26 protein-coding genes are annotated in these 22,555 nt (G+C 66.4%); 12 read left to right on the forward strand and 14 right to left on the reverse strand.

Going from position 1 to position 22,555, the window contains the following annotated elements; translation table 11 throughout:
• Positions 1-11 precede the first annotated feature (11 nt).
• Genes ybeY through KUV82_RS10825 form a run of 3 tightly spaced genes read right to left on the reverse strand, consistent with a single transcriptional unit; the run spans position 12 to position 2,004 of the window.
• Positions 12-539, reverse strand: a complete 528-nt coding sequence (gene ybeY, locus KUV82_RS10815) for an rRNA maturation RNase YbeY (RefSeq protein ID WP_219954281.1) — start codon at positions 537-539, stop codon at positions 12-14.
• Positions 497-976 (reverse strand): hypothetical protein, encoded by a 480-nt coding sequence (locus KUV82_RS10820; protein WP_219954282.1) that lies wholly within the window; start codon positions 974-976, stop codon positions 497-499. Before KUV82_RS10820 ends, ybeY begins: the two co-directional genes overlap by 43 nt.
• The gene (locus KUV82_RS10825; RefSeq protein ID WP_258319732.1) at positions 973-2,004 is read right to left on the reverse strand and encodes a PhoH family protein; all 1,032 of its coding nucleotides are present in this window, start codon (positions 2,002-2,004) and stop codon (positions 973-975) included. Before KUV82_RS10825 ends, KUV82_RS10820 begins: the two co-directional genes overlap by 4 nt.
• Positions 2,005-2,151: 147 nt before the next feature.
• Between KUV82_RS10825 and KUV82_RS10830 the strand changes: the two genes are divergently transcribed.
• The gene (locus KUV82_RS10830; RefSeq protein WP_219954283.1) at positions 2,152-2,730 is read left to right on the forward strand and encodes a hypothetical protein; all 579 of its coding nucleotides are present in this window, start codon (positions 2,152-2,154) and stop codon (positions 2,728-2,730) included.
• Here KUV82_RS10830 and miaB read toward each other — a convergent pair.
• A complete protein-coding gene (gene miaB / locus KUV82_RS10835) occupies positions 2,719-4,068 on the reverse strand; it encodes a tRNA (N6-isopentenyl adenosine(37)-C2)-methylthiotransferase MiaB (RefSeq protein WP_219954284.1) in 1,350 nt (449 codons plus the stop codon). The two genes, KUV82_RS10830 and miaB, sit on opposite strands and share 12 nt — an antisense overlap.
• An 87-nt stretch (positions 4,069-4,155) precedes the next feature.
• On the opposite strand from miaB, the gene KUV82_RS10840 reads away from it, so the two are divergent.
• On the forward strand, positions 4,156-4,653 hold the full coding sequence (locus tag KUV82_RS10840; protein ID WP_219954285.1) for a hypothetical protein: 498 nt from the start codon (positions 4,156-4,158) through the stop codon (positions 4,651-4,653).
• A 34-nt stretch (positions 4,654-4,687) separates the two neighbouring features.
• On the opposite strand, the gene KUV82_RS10845 is transcribed toward KUV82_RS10840, so the two are convergent.
• Positions 4,688-5,614, reverse strand: coding sequence for an alpha/beta hydrolase (locus tag KUV82_RS10845; RefSeq protein ID WP_219954286.1), 927 nt, complete (start codon positions 5,612-5,614; stop codon positions 4,688-4,690).
• Positions 5,615-6,003: 389 nt separating this feature from the next.
• The gene (locus tag KUV82_RS10850; RefSeq protein WP_219954287.1) at positions 6,004-6,465 is read right to left on the reverse strand and encodes a peptidylprolyl isomerase; all 462 of its coding nucleotides are present in this window, start codon (positions 6,463-6,465) and stop codon (positions 6,004-6,006) included.
• 115 nt (positions 6,466-6,580) lie between these two features.
• On the opposite strand from KUV82_RS10850, the gene mgtE reads away from it, so the two are divergent.
• From mgtE to KUV82_RS10870, 4 genes are read left to right on the forward strand one after another with little or no spacing between them, the layout of a single operon-like run.
• Positions 6,581-8,032 carry a magnesium transporter gene (gene mgtE, locus KUV82_RS10855; RefSeq protein WP_219954288.1) on the forward strand — a complete coding sequence of 484 codons (1,452 nt, stop codon included), beginning with the start codon at positions 6,581-6,583 and terminating at the stop codon, positions 8,030-8,032.
• A 16-nt stretch (positions 8,033-8,048) separates the two neighbouring features.
• The gene (locus tag KUV82_RS10860; protein WP_219954289.1) at positions 8,049-8,363 is read left to right on the forward strand and encodes a hypothetical protein; all 315 of its coding nucleotides are present in this window, start codon (positions 8,049-8,051) and stop codon (positions 8,361-8,363) included.
• A gap of 24 nt (positions 8,364-8,387) precedes the next feature.
• A complete protein-coding gene (locus KUV82_RS10865; protein ID WP_219954290.1) occupies positions 8,388-8,777 on the forward strand; it encodes a DUF1489 family protein in 390 nt (129 codons plus the stop codon).
• Between the two features lie 59 nt (positions 8,778-8,836).
• The gene (locus KUV82_RS10870) at positions 8,837-9,082 is read left to right on the forward strand and encodes a hypothetical protein (RefSeq protein WP_219954291.1); all 246 of its coding nucleotides are present in this window, start codon (positions 8,837-8,839) and stop codon (positions 9,080-9,082) included.
• Here the strand turns inward: KUV82_RS10870 and KUV82_RS10875 are convergent.
• From KUV82_RS10875 to KUV82_RS10890, 4 genes are all read right to left on the reverse strand, one after another.
• The gene (locus KUV82_RS10875; RefSeq protein ID WP_219954292.1) at positions 9,079-9,867 is read right to left on the reverse strand and encodes an SDR family NAD(P)-dependent oxidoreductase; all 789 of its coding nucleotides are present in this window, start codon (positions 9,865-9,867) and stop codon (positions 9,079-9,081) included. The genes KUV82_RS10870 and KUV82_RS10875 overlap by 4 nt on opposite strands.
• The gene (locus KUV82_RS10880; protein WP_219954293.1) at positions 9,864-10,547 is read right to left on the reverse strand and encodes a DsbA family oxidoreductase; all 684 of its coding nucleotides are present in this window, start codon (positions 10,545-10,547) and stop codon (positions 9,864-9,866) included. The genes KUV82_RS10875 and KUV82_RS10880 overlap by 4 nt, the downstream gene beginning before the upstream one ends.
• Positions 10,544-11,326, reverse strand: a complete 783-nt coding sequence (gene nudC / locus KUV82_RS10885; RefSeq protein ID WP_219956302.1) for an NAD(+) diphosphatase — start codon at positions 11,324-11,326, stop codon at positions 10,544-10,546. Before nudC ends, KUV82_RS10880 begins: the two co-directional genes overlap by 4 nt.
• A gap of 79 nt (positions 11,327-11,405) precedes the next feature.
• Positions 11,406-12,716 carry a serine hydrolase domain-containing protein gene (locus KUV82_RS10890; RefSeq protein ID WP_219954294.1) on the reverse strand — a complete coding sequence of 437 codons (1,311 nt, stop codon included), beginning with the start codon at positions 12,714-12,716 and terminating at the stop codon, positions 11,406-11,408.
• Positions 12,717-12,829: 113 nt separating this feature from the next.
• On the opposite strand from KUV82_RS10890, the gene KUV82_RS10895 reads away from it, so the two are divergent.
• On the forward strand, positions 12,830-13,051 hold the full coding sequence (locus tag KUV82_RS10895) for a hypothetical protein (protein ID WP_219954295.1): 222 nt from the start codon (positions 12,830-12,832) through the stop codon (positions 13,049-13,051).
• Here KUV82_RS10895 and KUV82_RS10900 read toward each other — a convergent pair.
• The gene (locus KUV82_RS10900; RefSeq protein ID WP_219954296.1) at positions 13,048-14,070 is read right to left on the reverse strand and encodes an A/G-specific adenine glycosylase; all 1,023 of its coding nucleotides are present in this window, start codon (positions 14,068-14,070) and stop codon (positions 13,048-13,050) included. The two genes, KUV82_RS10895 and KUV82_RS10900, sit on opposite strands and share 4 nt — an antisense overlap.
• A 14-nt stretch (positions 14,071-14,084) precedes the next feature.
• Between KUV82_RS10900 and KUV82_RS10905 the strand changes: the two genes are divergently transcribed.
• The 5 genes from KUV82_RS10905 to KUV82_RS10925 all read left to right on the forward strand — a co-directional run bounded on the left by KUV82_RS10905 (position 14,085) and on the right by KUV82_RS10925 (position 21,026).
• Positions 14,085-14,639 (forward strand): DUF721 domain-containing protein, encoded by a 555-nt coding sequence (locus KUV82_RS10905; RefSeq protein ID WP_219954297.1) that lies wholly within the window; start codon positions 14,085-14,087, stop codon positions 14,637-14,639.
• A complete protein-coding gene (locus KUV82_RS10910) occupies positions 14,636-15,343 on the forward strand; it encodes a DsbA family protein (protein ID WP_219954298.1) in 708 nt (235 codons plus the stop codon). The genes KUV82_RS10905 and KUV82_RS10910 overlap by 4 nt, the downstream gene beginning before the upstream one ends.
• A gap of 110 nt (positions 15,344-15,453) precedes the next feature.
• Entirely contained in the window at positions 15,454-16,194 is a 741-nt protein-coding gene (locus KUV82_RS10915; RefSeq protein WP_219954299.1) for a thioredoxin domain-containing protein, read from the forward strand.
• A gap of 27 nt (positions 16,195-16,221) precedes the next feature.
• A complete protein-coding gene (gene smc / locus KUV82_RS10920; RefSeq protein ID WP_219954300.1) occupies positions 16,222-19,644 on the forward strand; it encodes a chromosome segregation protein SMC in 3,423 nt (1,140 codons plus the stop codon).
• Between the two features lie 23 nt (positions 19,645-19,667).
• Positions 19,668-21,026: a M24 family metallopeptidase gene (locus tag KUV82_RS10925; protein ID WP_219954301.1), complete on the forward strand. Its 1,359-nt coding sequence runs from the start codon at positions 19,668-19,670 to the stop codon at positions 21,024-21,026.
• Between the two features lie 3 nt (positions 21,027-21,029).
• On the opposite strand, the gene KUV82_RS10930 is transcribed toward KUV82_RS10925, so the two are convergent.
• From KUV82_RS10930 to KUV82_RS10940, 3 genes are read right to left on the reverse strand one after another with little or no spacing between them, the layout of a single operon-like run.
• On the reverse strand, positions 21,030-21,860 hold the full coding sequence (locus KUV82_RS10930; RefSeq protein WP_219954302.1) for a hypothetical protein: 831 nt from the start codon (positions 21,858-21,860) through the stop codon (positions 21,030-21,032).
• Position 21,861: 1 nt separating this feature from the next.
• Positions 21,862-22,236, reverse strand: a complete 375-nt coding sequence (locus KUV82_RS10935) for a MerR family transcriptional regulator (RefSeq protein WP_219954303.1) — start codon at positions 22,234-22,236, stop codon at positions 21,862-21,864.
• 20 nt (positions 22,237-22,256) lie between these two features.
• Entirely contained in the window at positions 22,257-22,553 is a 297-nt protein-coding gene (locus KUV82_RS10940) for an integration host factor subunit alpha (RefSeq protein ID WP_219956303.1), read from the reverse strand.
• Positions 22,554-22,555 lie beyond the last annotated feature (2 nt).

A 22,555-nucleotide genomic window follows, 5' to 3' on the forward strand; every position in this document is an offset into this window, starting at 1 on the left:
ATGCGCTCCGTTCAGTTGCGATCCCCATATGGGTCCGCGATACCCAGTTTTGCAAGCGCCGCGATTTCGAGCGCCTCCATCGCCTCGGCCTGCGCGTCGGAATCGACGTGGTCGTGCCCGGCAAGGTGCAGCAGCCCGTGGACGATCAGGTGCGCGGCGTGGTCTTCAAGGCTGATGCCCTTGTCTCGCGCTTCGCGGGCGCAGGTCTCGTAAGCCAGAGCAAGGTCGCCGAGCATTTCGGGCGGCCCCTCGGGCGCGAGCGCGAGCAAGTCCTCGCGCTCCAGCATGGGAAAGGAGAGCACGTTGGTCGGCTTGTCCTTGCCGCGCCATTCCTTGTTAAGCGCGTGGACCTCCTCGTCGCTGGTAAACAGCAGCGAGGCAGTGAGGCGCGGGTTGGCGAGCGCCGGTTCTACGCCGGCAGCGGCCTCCAGAGCACGCTCGGCAAGGGCCTCCCACTCGCCCTCAGGCCAGACGTCTATCTCGCTGTCGAGTGTTGTCACCGGCCGAACGGGGCGCGCAGCGTGGACTTGCAGTTCCATTCGTCGCTGCTGGGAAAATGGATGACGATCAGCGAGAGCGTCACCTTCTTCCCGAGGCGCCAGTAGGCGGCGGTGCGCTGCGCCGGGCCGAGCGTCCCCTTGTTTTCCTCATAGTCCCCGAACCGCTCACCATAGGCGGACAGCAGGTCGCGGCATTCGACGCCGACCGGCTCCATCTCGATCACATCGAGCTTGCCTTTCTCGTTGAAGAAGAAAAGCACATCGTATTCGTGACCGGCCTCGGTCCACTTCCCGCCCAGCGTTGCGGTGATGGGCCGGAAGCGCCAGCTTTTCGGCTCCTCCAGGCGATAGATCTCGACGTCGGTATCGGCCGCCTCGACCTGGCTTTCCTTCATGCCCCATTTGATGCCTTCCCAATCGGCATGGGCCGGGGTCGCGCAGGCGAGCGCGAGGCAGGCGGCAAGCAGTTTTTTCATGCGGTCGGACCCTCGTAAGCCTCCACGATGCGGCCCACGATCGGGTGACGCACCACGTCGGCGGCGGTGAAGCGGATGGTGCCGAAGCCTTCGACCCCTTCCAGCTTGCCCACCGCGTCGGCAAGGCCGCTCATATGGTCGCCGCCGGGAATGTCCACCTGCCGCGGGTCGCCGCAGATCACCATGCGGCTGTTCTGGCCGAAGCGGGTGAGGAACATCTTCATCTGCTCGCGCGTGGTGTTCTGCGCCTCGTCGAGGATGACGAAGGCATCGGCCAGCGTGCGCCCGCGCATGAAGGCGATGGGCGCGATCTCGATCTCACCTGAGGCCAGCCGGCGCTCGACCTGTTCGGGCGGCATGCAATCATACAGAGCATCATAGAGCGGGCGCAGGTAGGGATCGACCTTGTCCTTCATGTCGCCGGGCAGGAAGCCGAGCTTTTCGCCCGCCTCAACCGCCGGGCGGCTGAGGATCAGGCGCTGGACGCTGCCGGAAATCAGCTGCGCCACCGCCTGCGCGACGGCGAGATAGGTCTTGCCGGTCCCTGCCGGACCAAGCGCGAAGATGATGTCGTCGCGCACGAGGCTGCGCATATAGGTCGCCTGCATGGCGCTGCGCGGCACGATGGTCTTGCGGCGCGTGCGGATCATGATCGGCGGGCCTTTCGGCTCTGCATCCACGATGCCGTCGAGCGTGGGTTCGTCCGACATGGCGATCAGCGCCTCGATCGCGCCCTGGTCGAGATCCTGCCCGATAGCGAGCCGGTCGTACATCGCCTTCAGGACATCGCGCGCCCGGGCCACGCTGTCTTCCGGCCCTTCGATATGCAGCTCGTTCCCGCGGGCGGCTATGAACACGCCAAGGCGGTTTTCGACCTGTACGAGATTGGCATCGAACTGTCCGAAGAGCGCGCCGAGCAGGCTCTGGTTGTCGAAGCTGATATCGACCTGTGCGCGGCGCACTTCGCGCTGCGGAGAGGGCGGCGGGGTGAAGGCAGTCACGTCCTTCGATGCGGGTTTGCGAGCCATGTGCTCCTTTCGCTTGCGAGTCGGAGTGTAGGCTTCATCCGGCGCTAGGCAAGCTGGGCACCCTGCGATGGCAGTGGAAAGTCACCGGATTGCAACAGCGTGCGATGGCGCGCACACTGGCACGGTCCCTTCGCATAGGAGAGGTTGATGACGCGTATTCTTACAGTTCCACTGGCCGTTCTGGCCCTTGCCGCCTGCTCCGAAGCGCCGGAACCGGCAAACGAGGATACCGCGCAGGCGCCAGCCGAAACCGAAGCCGTATCTCCCGCGCCTGCAACCGCGGAGGAAGATATCCGCCGATACCTGTTGCAGACCTATCCCGATGCGGGAACGATGCGTTACGCGCTCGCCTGGCACGATCTCGACAGCGACGGAGCCGACGAGGCGATCGTCTATCTGGCCGGTCCCTATTTCTGCGGTTCGGGCGGCTGCCCGACGCTGGTGCTGACACCGGCCGGGGCGATGTGGCGCGAGGTCGGCAATATCAGCGTCTCGCGCACACCGATCACCGTTCTCGACAGCATGTCGAACGGATGGAAGGACATCACCGTCGCAGTCGCGGGCGGAGGCGGCGAGGCAGGAAACGCGCTGCTGAAATTCGATGGCGAAGCTTACCCGTCCAACCCGACCGTCGCGCCCGCAGAGATGACGAGCGAAACGGGTAGCGAGCTGATCGCCGAAATGCCCGAGTTCGTCGAACTCGAACCGGTCGTATCAGAGGGCTGACAGGGCGGGTTCGCGCAGCTTTGCGGCCAGCGAATTGGGGCCGGCTTCGACCAGCTCGACCTCGACCAGATCGCCGATTGCGGCCTCGCCTTCGAACCAGGCCGATTGCAGCCAGGGCGTCTTCCCGAGCCACTGGCCGGCGTGCTTGCCCCTGCGCTCGACCAGAACCTGGCAGCTCTTGCCCACGCTCGCCTGATTGAAGGCGAACTGGTCGCGGTTGAGCGCGGCCTGCAGGCGCTGAAGGCGTTCGTCCATCACCTCTTTCGCGATCTGGTCGTCCATGGTCGCGGCGGGCGTGCCGGGACGGGGTGAATACTTGAAGCTGAAGGCCTGCGCATAGCGAACCTCGTCCACCAGCGCCAAGGTCTCCTCGAACTCGGCGTCGGTCTCACCGGGGAAGCCGACAATGAAATCGCCCGAGAGCGCAAGATCAGGCCGCGCGGCGCGGAAACGCTCGAGAAGCTTCAGGTAGCTTTCCGCCGTATGGCTGCGGTTCATGGCCTTGAGGACACGGTCACTGCCCGCCTGCACCGGCAGGTGGAGGAAGGGCATGAGCTTGTCGATCTCGCCATGCGCGGCGATCAGATCGTCGTCCATGTCGGCCGGGTGGCTGGTGGTGTAGCGGATGCGCGCAAGGCCATCGACCTTGGCGAGCGCGCGGATCAGGCCTGCCAATCCCACATTGTGGCCCTTCTCGTCCTCGCCCGACCATGCGCTGACATTCTGACCCAGCAGCGTGATCTCTTTCGCGCCCGCGTCGACCAGCTTCTTCGCCTCGGTCACCAGGTCGCTGTACGGACGCGAGATTTCCGCGCCGCGCGTGTAGGGCACCACGCAATAGGTGCAGAACTTGTCGCAGCCTTCCTGTACGGTGAGGAAGCTCGCCGGATTGGTGCGGCGGCGCTCGGGCAGCGCGGCGAACTTGGCGATGGCCGGCATGTCGGTATCGGTCGCGCGTTCGCCCTTCACCGCCTTTTCGAGCATTTCGGGCAGGCGATGATAGGCCTGCGGGCCGACGACCATGCTGACCGCAGGCGCGCGTTCCATGATCTCCTCGCCCTCGGCCTGCGCGACGCAGCCTGCGACGGCGATCAGCGGCGTCTTGCCCGCTTCCGCGCCGGCCTTGGAAATGCGGCCGATGTCCGAATAGACCTTCTCCGCCGCCTTTTCGCGGATGTGGCAGGTGTTGAGCACGACAAGGTCGGCGTCCTCGCCTTCGGGCGCGGGCACGATGCCCTGCTCGCCCAGCATCTCGGCCATGCGCTCGCCGTCATAGACGTTCATCTGGCAGCCGAAGCTCTTGACCCGGTAGGTCTTGGGGGAAGTGGTCGGTTTCATGGAGGGGCGCGCTTTAGCCCGTAGCGGCTGTGTGTTCAATACACAGCGCCGCTTGCCGGACCACCGAGGCGGCTATAGCAAGCCGTCATGATCAGGCCCCTCCTCGCCGCGCTGGCAGCAGCGCTGGCAGTCGCTCCTCCGCTGGCCGCGCAATCGGCAGCCGACAATGGCCCTGCCGAGGCTTTCGAAACAATCGCGTCCTGGCAAGGACGTTGGCAGGTTGCCGAGACTACGGCCCTGACAATCGTGTTCGAAGTGACCGCCCGCGGATCGACGATCGTGGAGCGCTGGGAGACGGCTGCCGGACTTTATTCGATGAACGTCTATCACCGCGATGGCGATGCGGTGATCGCCACCCATTACTGTCCGCAGGGCAACCAGCCGCGCCTCGAGGCCCACCGCGTGGAGGACGGCACGATCCGCTTCGCCTTTCGCGATGTGACCGATCTCGATGCGGGAGAATCGCATACCCACGCGCTTGGCTTCACGGCGCAACCCGGCGGTACGCTGGTGCGCACGGAGGTCTACACCGGTCCGGAAGGCATGGGCGATCCAAGCAGCTACACGCTGAAGCGCACCGACTGACAACGCCGCCGGCTCGCCCGGTCAGCCCGGGGGGCTAATCCGGATCGCGCCGGGCCTGGTGCACGCAAGGGGCGCTTTCGCGGTACTTGGGCCCAGGGTGCGGCTTGTCCTCCGGCCCGCACTCCACCATCGGCTTTCGCACCGGCATGGCGCTGTCCGCATTGGCCTCGATCACGGCAGCGGCGTCCTTGCTGCCATAGGCGGCGATCCAGACGATACAGTCCGCGAGCGGGCGGATCTTGTGCTTGGTGAAAGTGCTCTTGCGCGGCCCGCAGTTGATCGTGAAGGCTTCTGCCGCAGGCGAGGTTTCGTAGCGGGCAAAGCGGCGCAGCAGCTCGCCGCGCTCATTAAAGACCGTGCGGCGCACGTCGTTGGTCATCCCGTCGCCGCGATAGAAGGGCGAGGTGTTGAACATGTAGGCGCGCACTTCGGGGTATTTGATCGACACCTCGGTCGCCAGCGCGCCGCCCAGCGAATGGCCGGTCACGATCCAGGGCACGCTGTCGTCGAAACGCGCACGCTCGGCCTCGAAGGTCGCCAGCGCCAGATCGATCTGGTCGGTGCGCAGCGTGCCGTAGAAGATGTCGGTGAAGGCGTTGAAGTCGGTGCCGCGGAAGGAGAGGATGCGGGCCTCCAGCGCGCGCTCTCCGTTTTCGCCGCGTTCGTACTGCGCGAACAGTTCGTAGCCGAAGCCCTTGTCCGCCGCCTCTTCGCCGATCTCCAGCCGTTCGAGCGGCAACAGCGTATCGCCCAGCTCGCCGAATAGGTCATCGTCGCCGGTGTAGGCGTTGGTCGCCGCGACCGCATAGGGCCACGCCTCGACCGCCGCATCGCGCACGAAAGCGCACCAGCCGCCCGGCTCCATCCGGCACGGCGAGCGCGATTGCGAGATATCGGGATAGGTGACGCAGCCCGTCAGCGCGAGCGGCAGAAGCGCAAGGGAGAGGTTGCGAAGGGTCATGTCCACCGCTGCTTGGCCGCAACGCAGCCTGTTTTCAATAGGATGGCGGCCAAAGGATGCGACCACGGTTTGGATGATGCGGGTTGCGCGCAATCCATTCATCGACCTCTCTCAGATCGTCCGGAAACGATTCCGCTCCGTATGTTTGGCCGCTGAAATGGTATCCAGCCCGGCGAAGTTTCTCCACCTTTGCCCACTCGCGGACATCCGATTGCTTCGGAACGCGGAAATAGCGCCCCATGGCAAGCATCGCCTCACCGCACTGCGGGCACATCGCGGATCCGTCTTCCGCCACCTTCCATGACTTGCGGCACGCAAAGCACGCGTGAGGCATAAGAAAGGCCGGCCCGCGCGAACGCAGACCGGCCTCACCTGATTTGGAGAGCTCTTTAGCCAACCGTCGCCTTCACGATCTTGCCCGGCTGTGCCGGCGGCTCGCCCTTGGGCAGGGCGTCGACGTGTTCCATGCCGCTCTCGACCTTGCCCCAGACGGTGTACTGGCCGTCGAGGAACTCCGCGTCGTCGAAGCAGATGAAGAACTGCGAGTTGGCGCTGTCGGGCACCTGGGTGCGGGCCATCGAGCAGGTGCCCCGGGTGTGCGGTTCGCTGTTGAATTCGGCCTTGAGGTCGGGCTTGTCGCTGCCGCCCATGCCGGTGCCGGTCGGATCGCCGCCCTGCGCCATGAAGCCGGGGATCACGCGGTGGAAGACCACGCCGTCGTAGAAGCCTTCGCTGGCGAGCGTGGTGATGCGCTCGACATGGCCGGGGGCCAGATCAGGGCGCAGCTTGATCACCACGTCCTTGTTGGTGCCGTCGCCGGTGTCGAGGGTGAAGGTCAGCTTGTCAGCCATTTGTCCGTATCTCCTGTAGGTCGGTTGGGGCCTACATAGGGATTGTGGCCAAGGAGTCACCAGCCATGTGGAAGCTGCTGCTTGCAATCCCTTCCTGTGTGCCTAGACCGCTCGCATGAGCGAGAGCGATCGCCCCCTCGATGATGACGGTATCCTGCTGGCGCGCGAGCCGGGCGAGGACGCGCGTCCGGACGACCGCATCGATGACGAGCGGATGGACGAGGAAAATACGCTCAAGAAGGAATACGTCTCCGCCGTCGAGGACGCGCTCGATGCGGGCGATACGCAGGCGGTCTACGACCTCGTCGAACCGCTCCACCCGGCCGACATCGCCGACCTTCTCGAACTGTTCGAAAAGGACGAGCGCGCGCAGCTGGCCGCGGCGATTACCGACCTGATGACCAGCGAAGTCGTTGCCGAGCTCAACGACTACGTGCGCGAAGACATGATGGAGGCTCTGCCGGCCGAGGCGGTGGCCGTCATCGTCGAGCAGCTGGAAACCGACGACGCCGTCCAGCTGATCGAAGACCTCGACGAGGAGGACCAGCGCGCGGTCCTGGCCGAAATCGAGGACGAGGACCGGATCGCCATCCAGTCCGCCCTCGCCTACCCGGACGAGACCGCCGGGCGCCTGATGAGCCGCGAATTCGTGGCCGTGCCCGAACACCTGACGGTGGGCGACCTCATCGATTACATGCGCGACAGCGCCGACCTGCCGGACGAATTCTACGAAATCTTCGTGGTCGACGAAAAGCACCACCCGGTCGGCACCTGCGCCCTCTCGTGGATCATGCGCGCGCCGCGCCATATCGCGCTGACCGATGTGATGAAGCGCGACCAGACGCTGATCCCCGTCCTGCTCGACCAGGAAGAGGTCGGGCTGATGTTCCAGAAGTACAACCTCATCAGCGCCGCCGTGGTCGACGAGAACGAGCGGCTGGTCGGCCAGATGACGGTGGACGACGTGGTCCACATCATCTCCGAAGAAGCGGGCGAGGACGCCCTGCTGATGAGCGGTGCGGGCGAAGGCGACATCAACGAGCCGATCCGCGAAGCCTATTCGGCGCGCGTGCGCTGGCTGGTGGCGAACCTGGGTACGGCACTGGTCGCCTCGCTGATCATCGCGCTGTTCGGCGCGGCGATCGAAAAGCTGGTCGCGCTCGCGATCCTCATGCCGATCGTCGCCAGCATCGGCGGCAATGCGGGCACACAGACCATGGCGGTGACCGTGCGCGCCATCGCCACCAACCAGCTGACCCGTTCGAACACCCGGCGCATCCTGCTGCGCGAAATGCGCGTGGCGGTGCTCAATGGCGTGACCATCGCGGTGCTGATCGGGCTTGCGACAGGGGCGATCTTCACCCCCATGCTGGGCGCGGTCATCGCGCTGGCCATGGTCATCAACGTGGTCACCGCAGGGCTCGCCGGCGTGCTGGTGCCGGTCGCCTTCGAACGGCTCGACCAGGACCCGGCGGTGGCCTCCAGCGTGTTCGTCACCATGATCACCGATTCGATGGGCTTCTTCGCCTTCCTCGGCCTTGCCGTGGCAAGCGGGATTGTCGGCTAGACGGGGGGATTTAGACATGTTTCGCTGGCACGAAGCCTCGACCAATCTCGACCTTGATCAGGTTGGCCCTTTCTTCGAGCATTTGAACGCCGCGCTTGGCAGCGGCTTCGATACCGCCACCCTCACCCGCTTCGCCGAAACCACCGAGGTCGAGGACGAGCGCGCCATGAAGACGCAGGCGACCTTCGAAGGCAGGAAGCACACGGTCCGGTTCGAAGTTTTTATGGACAACATCGCTGCCCCCGACATCGCGCTGTTCACTCGCAAGGCCGCCTTTGCCGAGGCCATCCAGAGCGAAATCATCGCCTTTTGCGATGCGCTTGGAATCTGACGCGGGCCACCCCAGATTTCCCTCATGCCGCTCAACCTCACCAAGATCGCGTTCGGAGCCCAGAGCTACGGGGATATCGAAAGCTGGTACGCGCAGCGGCGCAGCCCCAATCTCACAACCCGATACCGCCCGACCAAGTGGGAACAGTGCATCGGCGGCTCGCTTTACTGGATCCACCAGCACAGCATCGTGGCGCGCAGCGAGATTCTCGGCTTTTCGGAGACGAAGGACGGGCGCTGGTCGATCGACCTGAAACCTGAGCTCGTCCGCGTCCACCCGCGCCCCAAGCGCGCGCATCAGGGCTGGCGCTACCTCAAGGGCGAACCGCCCCGCGATCTGGCCGAGGGCGAGGACATCGGCGACGCGCTGCCCGGCAAGCTCGCCGGCAAGCTGGAACGGCTGGGCCTTATTTGAGACGAATTGAGGACCGAAACCAAGGTCTTACGCGTTGATTGGGCAAAGGAGAAAAACCCATGCCCGAACGCCAATCACTGCATCCCGACAACGAAATGATCGCCGAAATCACCAAGAACGCCACGCCCGACCATCAGGGCCGCGCGGGCGGCGAGGTGAACCGGCAGGTCGGCACGCGGGGCGAGCTGAACCGCGCCGCCGATCCGGACAATCGCGAGCCCGAGGTCGGCTCGGACAACCCGCAGCAGGACGCGATGAAGGGTGAGAAAACCCTCGCCGCGATGCAGGATGCCCGCAGCGGCTAACGCTTGAACAATTCGGCCAGCTTGTCGCGCACATCGGCGCCATCTTCGACACCGTGCGCGGCGTAGCTGGCGCGAAGATCATCCATCCGCTCGTCGATCCGCTTGAGGTTCGACCGGTGGCTGACGACGAAGCGTCGTCGTGCCAGTAATTGCGGCACGACGATGTCGGCGTATTGGCCGACATCCATCCCGTGCTGCATCATCCGCGCATCGCCCAGCGGGGTGAACACCCAGCCGGGGATGATCAGGCCCGCGTGGACATGCTCCGGCAGGTCTTCGCGCAGGCTTTCCGTCATGCCCAGCACCGCGTGCTTGGCGGCGATATAGGCTGCGGTTTGCGGGACGGCGCAGAAGAAGCTGTTCTCGCTGCCCGTGTTGTAGATGGCGGACGGGACATCTTGCTCGACCATGCGCGGGGCGAAAGCGTGGCAGCCGTGCCAGACGCCCCAGAAATTGATGTCGAAATGCGCGCGGGCATCGGCCGGGTCGACATCCCACATCTTGCCGCGCACCCCGCCGACGCCGGCGTTGTTGAGCAGCAGTTCGACCGTGCCGAGCCCATCGAAGGCGGCATCGGCGAGCCGCTTCACATCTTCGAGGTCCGAAACGTCGCAGGCTTGCGCCAGCGCGCCGTCGATCGAGGTCGCCGCCGCGTCCAGTTTTTCACCGCCAAGGTCCGCCAGCATGACCCGCGTGCCCCTGGCCGCGAGGCGCTGGGCGATGGCAAGGCCAATGCCGGAAGCGCCGCCGGTGATGACCGCAGTCGCCGGTAGCCAGTCGCTCATGCGGGGACTTTCTCGGCCACGCGGCGCAGTGCATCGGCATAGGCTTCGGCGGGCTGCGCGCCGGGGATCATGAATTTGTTCTCGACGATCATTGCCGGAACGCCGGTGATATTGAGATCCCGCGCCGCGCGCTCTTCGGCGCGGACCTTGTGGGCCAGCTCTTCGCTCGCAAGCGCGGCTTCGGCGCCTGCGCGGTCGAGCCCGACGCCCTCCGCCACATCCAGAAGCACCGCGTGATCGGCGATCTTGCGGCGCTGGTTGAAGTGGGCGCGGAACAGCGCGAGCTTCAATTCGGTCTGCTTTTCAGCCCCGTGCTCTTCGCCCGTCCAGGTCAGCAGCTTGTGCGCATCGAAGGTGTTCCACATCCAGCGCTGCGGTTCGGGATCGGGGCCTTCGTAGTCGAGCGAGACCCCCGCCCCTTCGGCGGCCTGGCGCATCCGGCCCTGCACCGCTTTGCCCTGTTCGGGGGTCGAGCCGTATTTGCGCATGATGTGCGCGGCGCTTTCCTCGCCTTCGGGCGGCATGTCGGGATTGAGCTCGAAAGCGTGCCACCGCACGTCGGCCTCGATCTCGCCGTCCAGCAGTTCGAGGCCTTTCTGCAAGCCGCCCCAGCCGACCAGGCACCAGGGGCACATGACGTCGGACCAGATATCGATCCTCAGGGTTCTCGGCTTGCTCATTGGTTCACCCACCACTGCATCAGGTGATGCGCAATAGCATGGCGCGGCGGGCTGCGGAACGGACCGTTTCCAGCGAGCGCTGCCTCGACCTCCTCGCGGGTGTAAAAGTTAATCTCCGCCATCTCGGTCTCGTCGATGGTGAGCTCGTCGCTGTCGGTGTGGCTGTGGCAACCGATCATCAGCTGGCTGGGGAACGGCCAGGGCTGGCTGGCGATGTAGGTGACATCGCGCGCGGTAACGCCTGCTTCCTCCAGCACTTCGCGGGCGACGGCTTCCTCGATACTTTCGCCCGGCTCGACGAAACCGGCGAGCGCGGAGAAGGCGCCTTCCGGCCAACCGAGGCCGCGGCCCAGCATCAGCCGGCCTTCGTGCTCGACCAGCATGATCGTGACCGGATCGGTGCGCGGGAAATGGCTTGCGCCGCAATTGGTGCAATCGCGCTGCCACCCGCCCTTGGCGAGCTTGGTGTCGCCGCCGCATTGCGCGCAGAAACGGTGCCGGGCGTGCCAATCGGTTAGGCTGCGCGCGCCGCCGTAGATAGCAAGATCGTCGGGCCGCAGCGTCGCCATGAGCGACCAGAGTTGCGGGTTGGCCATGCGCGGGGACGCATCGCCGCGCGGCGGCACGGCGGCAAAGCACGCCTTGCCCTCATCGAGGCCGAGGAAGCAAAGCTCCGCATCTTCCGCCGCATCGGCCAGCGTGCCCCAGACGAGCCCGCCATCATCGCCGATCGAGGGCATCAGGCCATCGAGCGCGAGCAGCCGCGCCTTCCAGTTCATGTAGCCGGCCAGCCGCTCCGGATCGGCGCGGACGTGGTCGGCGCGGTCGAGGCGCGAGCCGGTAAACGCCAGCACGGCTTTAGCTCGCCGCCCCCTGCATCGCGGTCAGGTCGGCGACCACCGCATTGGGGAAAGCCTCGTGGATAGGATAGGCGTCGGACGGCATGTACTGCGTCATCAGGTTGGCGCGCAGGCCGGCCTTGTAATTGACGAAGGCCACCGTCCCAGCAGCGCCGCCCCAGCCGAACGATCCATCCATCACGCGGCCGCCGGCGCCGAAGCCCTGGCCTTCGACCCAGGTCCCTTCGGTGGTGGCGGTTTCGGGTAGGAGGTTCGAGGTGCCGACGCGCACGGCGAGTTCGCCCATGACGCGCTTGCCGTCGATGACGCCGTAGCCCAGCAGCATCTTGAGGAAGCGGTCGTAATCGCGCGGGCTCGAGACGAGGCCCGCTCCGCCGAAGGGGAACGGCGGCGTGTCGAGATAGATCGAGGCCTTGGCCGGATCCATCGGCAGCGGCGTGCCGTTCATGATGCCGTAGTTGGTGGTGAAGCGGCCCACTTCGCTTTCGGGAACGGTGAACCAGGTGCTGGTCATGCCGGCCGGTTCGAAGATCTGCGTGCGCAGGAATTCGTCGAAGGCCATGCCGCTCGCGACTTCGATCACGCGGCCGAGCAGGTCGAGGCTGACCGAGTAGCTCCACTTGGTGCCGGGCTGGAGGACGAGCGGGAGCGCGGCAAGCCGGTCGGCAAAGACGTCAAGGCCCTCGACCGCAACCGCGCGGCCAAGGCCCGGGATCGGCATGCGGCTGACCTGTCCGGGGACCAGGCCCTGTTCTTCATAGGCCTTGGTGATCGGGCCCTTCTGGACGATGCCATAGCCGAGGCCCGCCGTGTGGGTGAGCAGCTGGCGCACCGTGATCGGGCGTTCGGCCGGCACGACATCGGTGATCGAGCCGTCATAGGTCTTCTGCACCGTCATGTTGGCGTAAGCAGGCAGAAGCTCGGCGATGGGCTGGTCGAGGCCAAGGCGGCCCTCGTCGATGAGCATCATCGCGGCCATGCCGGTGACCGGCTTGGTCATCGAATAGATGCGATAGAGACTGTCGGCGTCGGCCTGCGTGGTGCCGCCAAGGTTGAGCGTGCCTTGGGCAATATACTGCGGATCGCGCATGCCCCAGCCGAGCGTTGCGATCATGTTGGCGACCTTGCGCTCGGACACGTATTTTTCGACCATGCCCGACACGGCCGGCCAGCTTAGCCCCGCGCTCTGCGCGCGCGCCGTGCGGGCGAGCGGCGTGCCCGCCGCAGCCGCGCCCGCGGCGAGCCAGGCGCCGCCGCGCAACAGGGCACGGCGCGAAATCTGGGTGGTGTCGAAGCTGCGATAGGCCATAGGTGTCTCTCTCTCCGGAATGCGCTTGACGGGTTTGTGCGGGACTGCCCGCGAAGCGTCAATTGCGAATTGAAACTGTTGCAATTCTGCGGTGTCCTACCCATATAGGACACATGCTCAATTTGCTTTCCATCCTGTTCGGACTCGTTTCGCTGGTCGTCGTCATTCCGGCGACCATTCCCCTCCTTGGCTGGGCCAACTGGCTGGCGCTGCCGCTGATTGCGATCGGCGTGGTGCTGGGCCAGCTTTCGTCGAGCAACGGCGGGCGCAATTTCTGCCTGATCGTGCTGCTTATCGCTGCGGTCCGCCTGACGCTGGGCGGCGGGATCATCTAGCCCGCAAGGACGAGCCGGGCCGCCTTCGCGAAGAGCGTCGGCAGGCCCGCCTCGTCGATCGCGGCGACGTCCCACCATTCGCCCGCCCCATCGGGCTGGGCGGCGCTGCGCTGGACCTCGACCGAGAGTTCGAGCGCGAAATGCGAGAACGTGTGCCGCACAAGCCCCGCGCGGTCCCACTCGCCTGCAACCGGCGCCTCCTGCGACCCGTCGCCGCGCGCGCTCCAGCCGTCATCGGGCAGAGCGCGCATCCCGCCGAGCATGCCTTTGCCCTCGCGCCGGACCAGCCAGACCTGCCCTTCCCGCTCGATCCAGAAGGCCCGACCCTGTCGGACCGGCTTCGCCTTCTTCGGCGCCTTGACCGGCAGCCGCGCCGGATCGCCCAACTCGCGGCCCTTGCACACCTGTGACAAGGGACACAGCAGGCACTTGGGATCGCGCGCAGTGCAGATCGAGGAACCGAGGTCCATCATCGCCTGCGCGAAATCGCCTGCGCGTTCATCAGGAGTGATCGCATCGGCAGCGGCGCGGATAGGCTTGCGCGCGCCCGGTAGCGGCTCGTCGATAGCGAACAGCCGCGAGACCACACGCTCGACATTGGCATCGACCACGACAGCCCGCTCGCCAAAGGCAATCGCGGCGACGGCAGCGGCGGTGTAGGCGCCGAGGCCGGGTAGCTCGCGCAGCTCCACTTCGGTCTGCGGAAAGCCGCCGCGTTCGGCCACGGCGCGCGCCGCCTTCACGAGGTTGCGGGCCCGCGAGTAATAGCCCAGCCCCGCCCAGGCGGCCATCACGTCCTCTTCGGGCGCGGCGGCCAGCGCCTCGACAGTAGGCCAGCGCGCGGTGAAGGCTTCGAAATAGGGTTTCACCGCGACCACAGTCGTCTGCTGCAGCATCACTTCCGAGAGCCACACGCGGTAAGGTTCGGGTGCCGGCGTGCCCGGCGGCGCGCGCCAGGGCAGGTCCCTTGCGTGCGCATCGTACCAGGTGAGCAAAATGTCGGAGACGGTGGCGGCCACGGCCCGCCTATGGCATGAGCCGTGGCGCAATGGGAAGCGACAAGACAAAATCCGGAAAATCGGGCTCCAAGGCCTATTCGCGGCCGCGCGGCGGTGCAGCCAAGCCAATCAGCGACCTCATGCCGCAGATCGGGCGCAGCGCCTTTCGCCGCTTCGGCTTCGTGCAAAGCTCGGTCGTGAGCCGCTGGCCGGAGATCGTCGGCGAGGCGCACGCGCGCACCTGCACGCCCGAAATGATCCGCTTTCCTCCGGGCGAGAAATCCGAAGGTATCATGCACCTGGTGGTCAAACCCGCCCACGCACCGCTGGTGCAGCAGGTCATCCCCGAGATCATCGAGCGCGTGAACCGCTTCTTCGGCTACCGCGCCGTGGCCCGCATCAAGCTTCGGCAAGGCGAGGTTAAGCCGCCCGAAGGCAGGGACAGGCCCAAGGCGCCGCCGTCGCTCAAGCCGATTCCGATGGAGTTGGGCGACAGTCTGCGCGATATCGGGGACCCCGAACTCAGGACCGTGCTCGAATCGCTCGCGCGCGGCCTCGGGTCGCAGGAAGACGGGAACGAGGACACGTGACAGTGAAGACAACGATGCTGAAGGCGCTGGCTCTAGCCGGGGCTGGCGCCCTTGCCCTTGGCGCGAGCGCGCAGGAACGGCTGATCCTGCCGGGCGGCAACTGGGCCGGCATGGTCGAGGAAACGCAAGGTGGCCACCTGTTCGGCAATCCGGAAGCCGAAACCAAGCTGATCGAGTTCATGAGCTACACCTGCTCGCACTGCGCGCAGTTTACCCGCAGCGGCGAAGGCGCGATCAAGCTCGCATATGTGCCGACCGGCCGGGTCAATTTCGAAGTCCGCCACCTGATCCGCGACCAGGTCGACCTGTCGATCGCGCTGCTCACCCATTGCGGTGATGCGGACAAGTTCGGCGCGAACCACGAAGCCTTCATGTACCGTTTCGACGAATGGATGGAGAAGGCCGGCAAGACCACCCAGGCGCAGCGTTCGCGCTGGCAGTTCGGGTCGCTCCCTGCACGCCTCCAGGCGGTCGCCAGCGATCTCGATTTCTACGACATCATGGAGACGCGCGGCTATTCGCGGGTCGAGGCGGATCGCTGCCTGTCCGACGAAGCCAAGGCCCGCGCCATGGCCGATCAGTCGGCCGCCGACGTCCAGAAGTACGGCCTGACCGGCACGCCCAGCTTCGTGCTCGATGGCGAGCTGCTTGAAGGCACGCACAGCTGGCCGGCCCTCGAAGCGCGGCTCAAGGACGTGTTTTAAGGCCCCACACCCTGCATTTTCCGGGGAAAGGCCTGTGGATACGCGTATGCGCACCTTTCCCTCCCTCCACCCGCTGACTTAGCCTCCCCAGTCCAGATACGAGGATTTTCATGCTCAAGACCCTGCGTTTCGCCCTTGCCGCCCCGCTCGCCCTCGCGCTTGCCGCCTGCGGTTCGGGCGCCGAGGAAACCGGTGAAATTGAAGGCGACGCGATCGCCGCCATTCCCGCGCCCGACGGCACCGAATGGCGCACCACCGCTGTCATGACCGAAGACGGCGGCGTTCTGGTCGGCAATCCCGAAGCGCCGCTCAAGCTCGTCGAGTACGGCTCGCTCACCTGCCCGACCTGCGCGCGCTTCTCGATGGAGGGCGCCGAACCGCTGATGGAATACATCGACAGCGGCGTTGTCAGCTTCGAGCTGCGCCAGTTCGCAATCCACGGACCGATCGACCTGCTGCTCGGCAGCCTGACCCAGTGCGGTCCCGACGCGGCCGTGCTGCCGCTTTCGGACCAGGTGTGGCAGAATTTCGAACAGATCATGCAGCCGGTCCAGACCAATCAGGCAGCCTTCGAATCGGCCATGCAGCTGCCGCTTGAACAGCGCTTCGTGGTCGCCGCCGACCAGCTCGGCTATCTCGACTTCTTCGCCGCGCGCGGGATCAGCGAAGACCAGGGCCGCCAGTGCCTCGCCGATGTGGCGAAGCTCGAGCAGATGGCCAATTACACGCAGCGCTACGCCAACGAGTTCAACATCACGGGCACGCCGACCTTCCAGCTCAACGGAACCAACGTAGACGCCAACACCTGGGCCGCGCTGGAGCCGATCCTGCAGCGCGCCGGCGCCAGGTAAGGCCGGCGCAGGGGGGCAAGGCACACCGTGGAGATCTCGAAGCTCAAACTGAGTGGCTTCAAGAGCTTCGTCGAGCCGTCCACCCTGCATATCGAACCGGGGCTGACCGGCGTGGTCGGCCCCAACGGCTGCGGCAAGTCCAACCTGCTTGAAGCGATCCGCTGGGTGATGGGCGAAAACTCGCCCAAATCCATGCGTTCGGGCGGGATGGAGGACGTAATCTTCGCCGGTACGCAGAGCCGCCCGCAGCGCGATTTCGCCGAAGTCGTCCTCAACGGCGCGGATGACAGCGGCGATGAAATGGAAGTCGTGCGCCGCATCGAACGCGGCGCGGGCAGCGCCTACCGCCTGAATGGCCGCGACGTGCGCGCGAAAGACGTCGCCCTGATCTTCGCCGACGCGGCGACCGGCGCGCACAGCCCGGCGCTGGTCAGCCAGGGCAAGATCGCGCAGGTCATCGCCGCCAAGCCCACCGAGCGCCGCCAGATGCTGGAAGAGGCAGCGGGCATTGCGGGCCTCCACGTCCGCCGCCGCGACGCGGAAAGCAAGCTGAGGCAGACCGAAACCAATCTCGAGCGGCTTGAAGACATCATGGCCGGGCTCGATAGTCAGATCGCCTCTCTGCGGCGCCAGGCGAAGCAGGCCGAACGCTACAAGAAGCTGTCCGACCAGATCAAAACCGCCGAAGCGCGGCTGGTCTTCGCCCGCTGGCGCGACGCAGCCGCTGCGGCCGAAGAAGCCAAGAAAGCCGCCGCCGACGCCAACGCCCGTGTCGAGGAAGCGCAAAAGGCAGCCGACGAAGCGCAGAAGGCGCAGCGCGAGGCGGCCGAGGCTTTGGCCGAAGCGCGCGAGGAACAGGCCGACCGGCGCGACGATGCCAGCGCGCATGGTCACCGGATGGCGGCGCTCACCAGCCAGCTCGAAGCGGCCGAACAGCGGCTTGCCGATCTCGACCGCCAGAAGGCCCGGCTCGAAGCCGACCGCGGCGACGCCGACCGCCTGACCAAGGACGCCGCCGAAGCGCTTTCCCGGCTCGAACGCGAGCTCGCCGAAAGCGAAAAGGCGCTCGCCGGGGACGAGGAAAAGCGCCCCGCCCTCGAACGCGCGCGCGAACAGGCCGAGCGCGACAGCCGCGCCGCCGAACTGGCGCTCGCGAAAGCTACTGCGGATAACGCCGGGGTCGAGGCCGAATGGCGCGTTGCCGAAGCCGAGATTGCCCAGGCCCGCACCCGCCTCGACCGGGCAGAGGCGGACACGCGGCGCATGGCCGAACAGCGCGCGGCGCTGGCGGGCGAAGATCCCGATGCCGATGTTGCCGCCGCCAAGACCTCTGCCGAAGATGCCGCTGCGAGCCTTTCGGACCTGCGCACCAGTCTCGAGGCCATGCAGGCCCGCAAGGCCGAGCTGCAGACCGCCCGCGACGAAGCCTCCTCCGCGCTGGCCGAGGCCAAGGCCGAACTCTCCGGCGTGCAGCGCGAATGGGAAGCGCTGAAGCGCGACCGCGAGGCGCGCGAACGCGCCGCCTCCAAGCGCAGCGGGCGCCAGCAGGCGATCGACGGCGTGCGCGCGGCCAAGGGCTACGAACGGGCAGTAGCCGCTGCGCTCGGCCGCGATGGCAAGGCGCTGCTGGGCCTGCCCGAAGCCGACGCGGAGGGCCGCTACTGGACCGGGGCTGACGCTCCCGCGCCGGTGGCCGGCAGCCTGTCCGAACATGTCGAGACCTGCCCCGAGGAACTGCGCGCGCGGCTTGCGCTGGTGCATGTGGCCGAAACGGACGATGGGCGCGCGCTCGCACCCGGCCACTCGCTGGTGACGCTTTCGGGCCAGCTGCGCCGGTGGGACGGCCTCGTCGTGCGCGGCGAAGGATCGGCCGAAGCTGCGCGGCTCGAAGCGGAAAACCGCTTTGCCGAGCTCGATACGCAGCTTCCCGCTCTGCGCTCCGCTGCAGAAGCGGGGCAGGCCACGCTTTCCGGCGCCAGCGAGGAACTCTCCCAGCTCCAGCGCGACTTGGTCGGCGCAGATCGCGAGATTGCGGGCGCAGCCGAAGCCGAACGGCAAGCCCTGCGCGCATTGGACCAGGCGGAAGCCGCGCGCGAACGGCTCGCCGCGCGGCTCGAGGAGCTCGATCGCAGCGAGGCCGAGCATGGCGAACTGGTCGCCGCAGCCAAGGCCGACCTCGCCACCGCCGAAGCCAAGCGCTCGGCGCTGCCCGATCCGGAAGCCGGACGCGCCTCGCTCGACGCCAGCCGGGCAAAGAACGAGGCCGCGCGTTCCACCCTCCAGGCCCGCGCGGCCGAGCTGGCGAGCCACGACCAGGCGCTCGCCGTCGCGCGCGAACGCGCCTCGGCCCAACGCAGCGACATGGCCAATTGGCAGGCGCGCAGCGGCGATGCGGCCCGCCGCCTGTCGGACATGGAAATCCGCGCCGAGGAGATCGAACAGGAGCGCGCGGTCACCGCCGCCAAGCCCGAAGGCCTGATGCGCGAGATCGAACAGGGCGACCAGGTACGCGAACGGCTCGGCCAGGAGCTTGCCGAGGCCGAGAAGGCGGTGGTCGAGGCCAATGCCCGCGCGCAGGACGCCGACCGCGCCTTCGCCGCCGCCAACGAGACCCTCGCCGAACGCCGCGAGAGCCGCGCGGGCCTTGCCGCGCGCGCCGAGAACCAGGACGGCCGCCGGATCGAAATGGCGCGCATTTCGGGCGAGCGCTTCCAGTGCCCGCCGCCGCTGCTGCCCCAGCGCTTCGAGTTCGACGAAGACGCCATCGCCTCGGCCGAGAGCGAGAGCGAGGAGATGGACCGCCTCACCGCCAGCCGCGAGAGGATCGGCCCTGTAAACCTCGTCGCCGCCGAAGAGCTCGAGCGGATCGAGGGCGAGCATGGCGCCAACGCGGCCGAGCAAGAGGAGCTGCGCGAAGCGGTCAGCCGCCTGCGTGGGTCGATCGGCAATCTGAACCGCGAAGGCCGCGAACGGCTGCGCGCCGCCTTCGAGCAGGTCAACGACCACTTCAAGCGCCTCTTCACCCGCCTGTTCGAAGGCGGCGAGGCGCATCTGGCGCTGATCGACAGCGACGATCCGCTCGAAGCGGGCCTCGAGATCTTCGCCCAGCCGCCGGGCAAGAAGCTGCAGTCGCTCACCCTGCTGTCAGGCGGCGAGCAGGCGCTGACAGCGACCGCGCTGATCTTTGCGCTGTTCCTCACCAATCCCGCGCCGATCTGCGTGCTGGACGAAGTCGACGCGCCGCTGGACGATGCCAATATCGACCGCTTCTGCGATTTGCTCGACGCGATGACCCGCGAGACCAAGACCCGCTACCTCATCGTCACCCACAACGCGGTCACGATGAGCCGGATGCACCGCCTGTTCGGCGTGACCATGATCGAAAAGGGCGTCAGCCGCCTCGTCAGCGTCGATCTTGGCGGGGCCGAAGAACTGCTCGCGGCCGAATAGCCCCTGTTTCGGGAGACACCGTAATGCGCCTGCCCCTTCTCGCCGCGCTGCTCGGCGCCCTCGCCCTGCCCCAGGCCGTCCATGCCAAGGCGCCGGTCCTGCCGATGAGCGAGACCGAGCTTGCCGCGCCCGAGATGCCGCCGCTGCTCTCCATGCGCGAGCGGGCCGAGGTGATCGACGCGGTGCTCGCCGAGCGGCTGGAGACCATCGTGCCGGCGATCATGCGCGAACAGGGCATCGACATGTGGGTGCTGATGGCGCGCGAATATTTCGAGGAGCCGGTCATCGCCACCATGCTCGATGCGAAGAGCATGGCCGCGCGGCGGCGCACGATCCTCGTCTTCCACGATCCGGGCGAAGGCCAGCCGGTCGAGCGGCTGACCGTCAGCCGCTACGGGCTGGCCGGCCTGTTCGAGCCTTCCTGGGCGCCCGAGGACGAGCCCGACCAGTGGCAGGCAGTCGCCGACATCATTGCAGAGCGGGATCCCGACCAGATCGCCATCAACTTTTCCGACCTGAAGGCCTTCGGTGACGGGATGACGCTGAGCCAGTACCGGCTCATGACCGCAGCCCTGCCCGAGACCTATCGCGAGCGCATTGTGTCGGGCGAGACGCTCGCCATCCGCTGGCTCGAAAGCCGGACCGATCGCGAGCTGGAAATCTACCCCGGTATCGTACGTATCGCCCACGCGCTGATCGCGCGGGCCTTCTCGCGCGAGGTCATCACGCCGGGCGAAACCACCGCGGCCGATGTGCAATGGTGGTACCGCGAAACGCTGGCGAGCCTTGGCCTCACGCCCTGGTTCCACCCTTCGGTCGGCATCCAGCGCGAGGGCGAGGAAGAGATGCTGCGCGGCGATACGGTGATCCAGCCGGGCGACCTCCTGTGGACCGATTTCGGCATCACCTACCTGCGGCTTAACACCGATACGCAGCACCTCGCCTATGTCCTGAAACCGGGCGAGACCGAGGCGCCGGAGGGCCTGCGCGAGGGTCTGAGGCGCACCAACCGCGTCGGCGATATCCTCACCGGGTCATTCCGCGCAGGTGAAAGCGGCAACGAGATCCTGGCCCGTGCGCGGGCGGCGGCGCTTGCCGAGGGGCTCGATCCCTCGATCTACAGTCATCCTATCGGCTTTCACGGCCACGGTGCGGGCACTTCGATCGGGTTTTGGGACAACCAGGAGGCCGACCCGCGTGGCGAATATCCCGTACTAGCTGGCACCACCTGGTCGATCGAGTTCACCAACTACTACGAGGTCCCCGAATGGGGCGGCCAGCGCGTCGATTTCCGGTCGGAAGAAGACGCCTTTTTCGATGGCGAGACCGTGCGCTTCCTCGACGGGCGCCAGACAGAGCTGACGCTGATCCCTTCCGACTGAGCCCTAGTGGTCGGAGTAGCGCAGCAGCACCCAGTCGCGTCCGGTCATCAGGGCGGCCAGTTCCTCGGCCGCGCCTTCGGGAACGTCTGCGTAAAGAGATAGGATCGTCTTCGCCGCAGCCTCTGCTGTATCCCCATCGAGCGGGGCGTCGGTACCAAAGCTCAGGAAAGAGGAGCCGATCCCGTCCAGTTTGAGCCCGAAATCGCGGTGCAGCCTTTCCGCGAGGGCGTAGTTCTGCGCCGGCGTCAGGTCGCCATGGAAATAGCCATTGGGGAAGCTGGCCAGCACCTGAGCCGGACGATCGACCGGCGCGAACTGGATGAAGAAATCCCGCTCCCTGGCAATCGTGCACACCGTATCGGGATCGCGGTTGGCGCTGAGGACATCGCTTACGACGTCGAGGTCTGTCCACGAGAGCGCGCCATCGGCAATGCTCCCGTCTTCCCGGCCGACATACGCCATGAAGTTGGCCAGCCGTTCGGGAAACAATTCGGGGCAATCGGCCCGCGGATATTCGGCATCGTACTTGCTCTGATCGTATCCCGACAGATCGCGGCCCTCGAGATCGTCCAGCTCCATGCCGAAGGACACATGCATACTGGTGTAGTCGGCCTGGCCGACATCGTCGAAGCCCATGAACACGCAGCGATCGGGATGCGCAGCCTGGTGGTCGCGCAGGATGGCGCGCAGCTCTTCGAAAGTCTGGACGTGCTCTACCGTTACGCCGTCGCAGGGCGGCTGTGACACGGCGACCGGGAGTTTCTCCGAAAAAGGCGTGATCGCGACGGGCTTCGGTGCGCCGCCGCCCACCAGCTTCTTCAGGAAGCCGATCATCTCAGGCGGCCAGCGCCGCCTTCAGCTCGTCGCGGATGGCCTTCAGCCGGGTGAGCGTGTGCCCTTCGATCGCAGGTGCAGGAGCCGGCGCGGCCGTTTCCTGTGCGGCGGCCTGCGGATCGGGCGCGCCGCGAAGCGCGGCCTTGGCGCCTTTCAGCGTGTACCCTTCCTGGTTGACCAGCCGGTCGATCCGTTCGAGCAGCTCGACATCTTCCGGGCGATAGTAGCGGCGTCCACCGCTGCGGGTCAGCGGCTTGAGCATCGGGAACTGCTGTTCCCAATAGCGCAGGACATGGGCCTTGATGCCGGTAGCCTTGGCGACTTCGCCGATAGTGCGCAGCGCGCCCTTGTCTTTCCCGTCGTCGAAAACCGCCATGGCAAACCCCGCCTGATGTCCTATCCGTTCGCGATACGCTCTTTCAGCAGCTGGCTCGCGCGGAAGGTCATCACGCGGCGCGGCGTGATCGGCACTTCGACCCCGGTCTTGGGGTTGCGGCCGACGCGTTCCTTCTTGTCGCGGAGCACGAAGCTGCCGAAGCCGGAAATCTTGACGTTTTCGCCATCGGCGAGCGCATCGCTCATCTTGTCGAGGATGGCTTCGACCATATCGAGCGATTCCGCCCGGCTGAGGCCCATTTTCCGGTTGATGGTTTCGGCGAGGTCAGCCCTCGTCAGCGTGCCCACGGAGCGCATTG

The sequence above is a fragment of the Qipengyuania flava genome, assembly GCF_019448255.1.
GTDB lineage: Bacteria > Pseudomonadota > Alphaproteobacteria > Sphingomonadales > Sphingomonadaceae > Qipengyuania > Qipengyuania flava_A.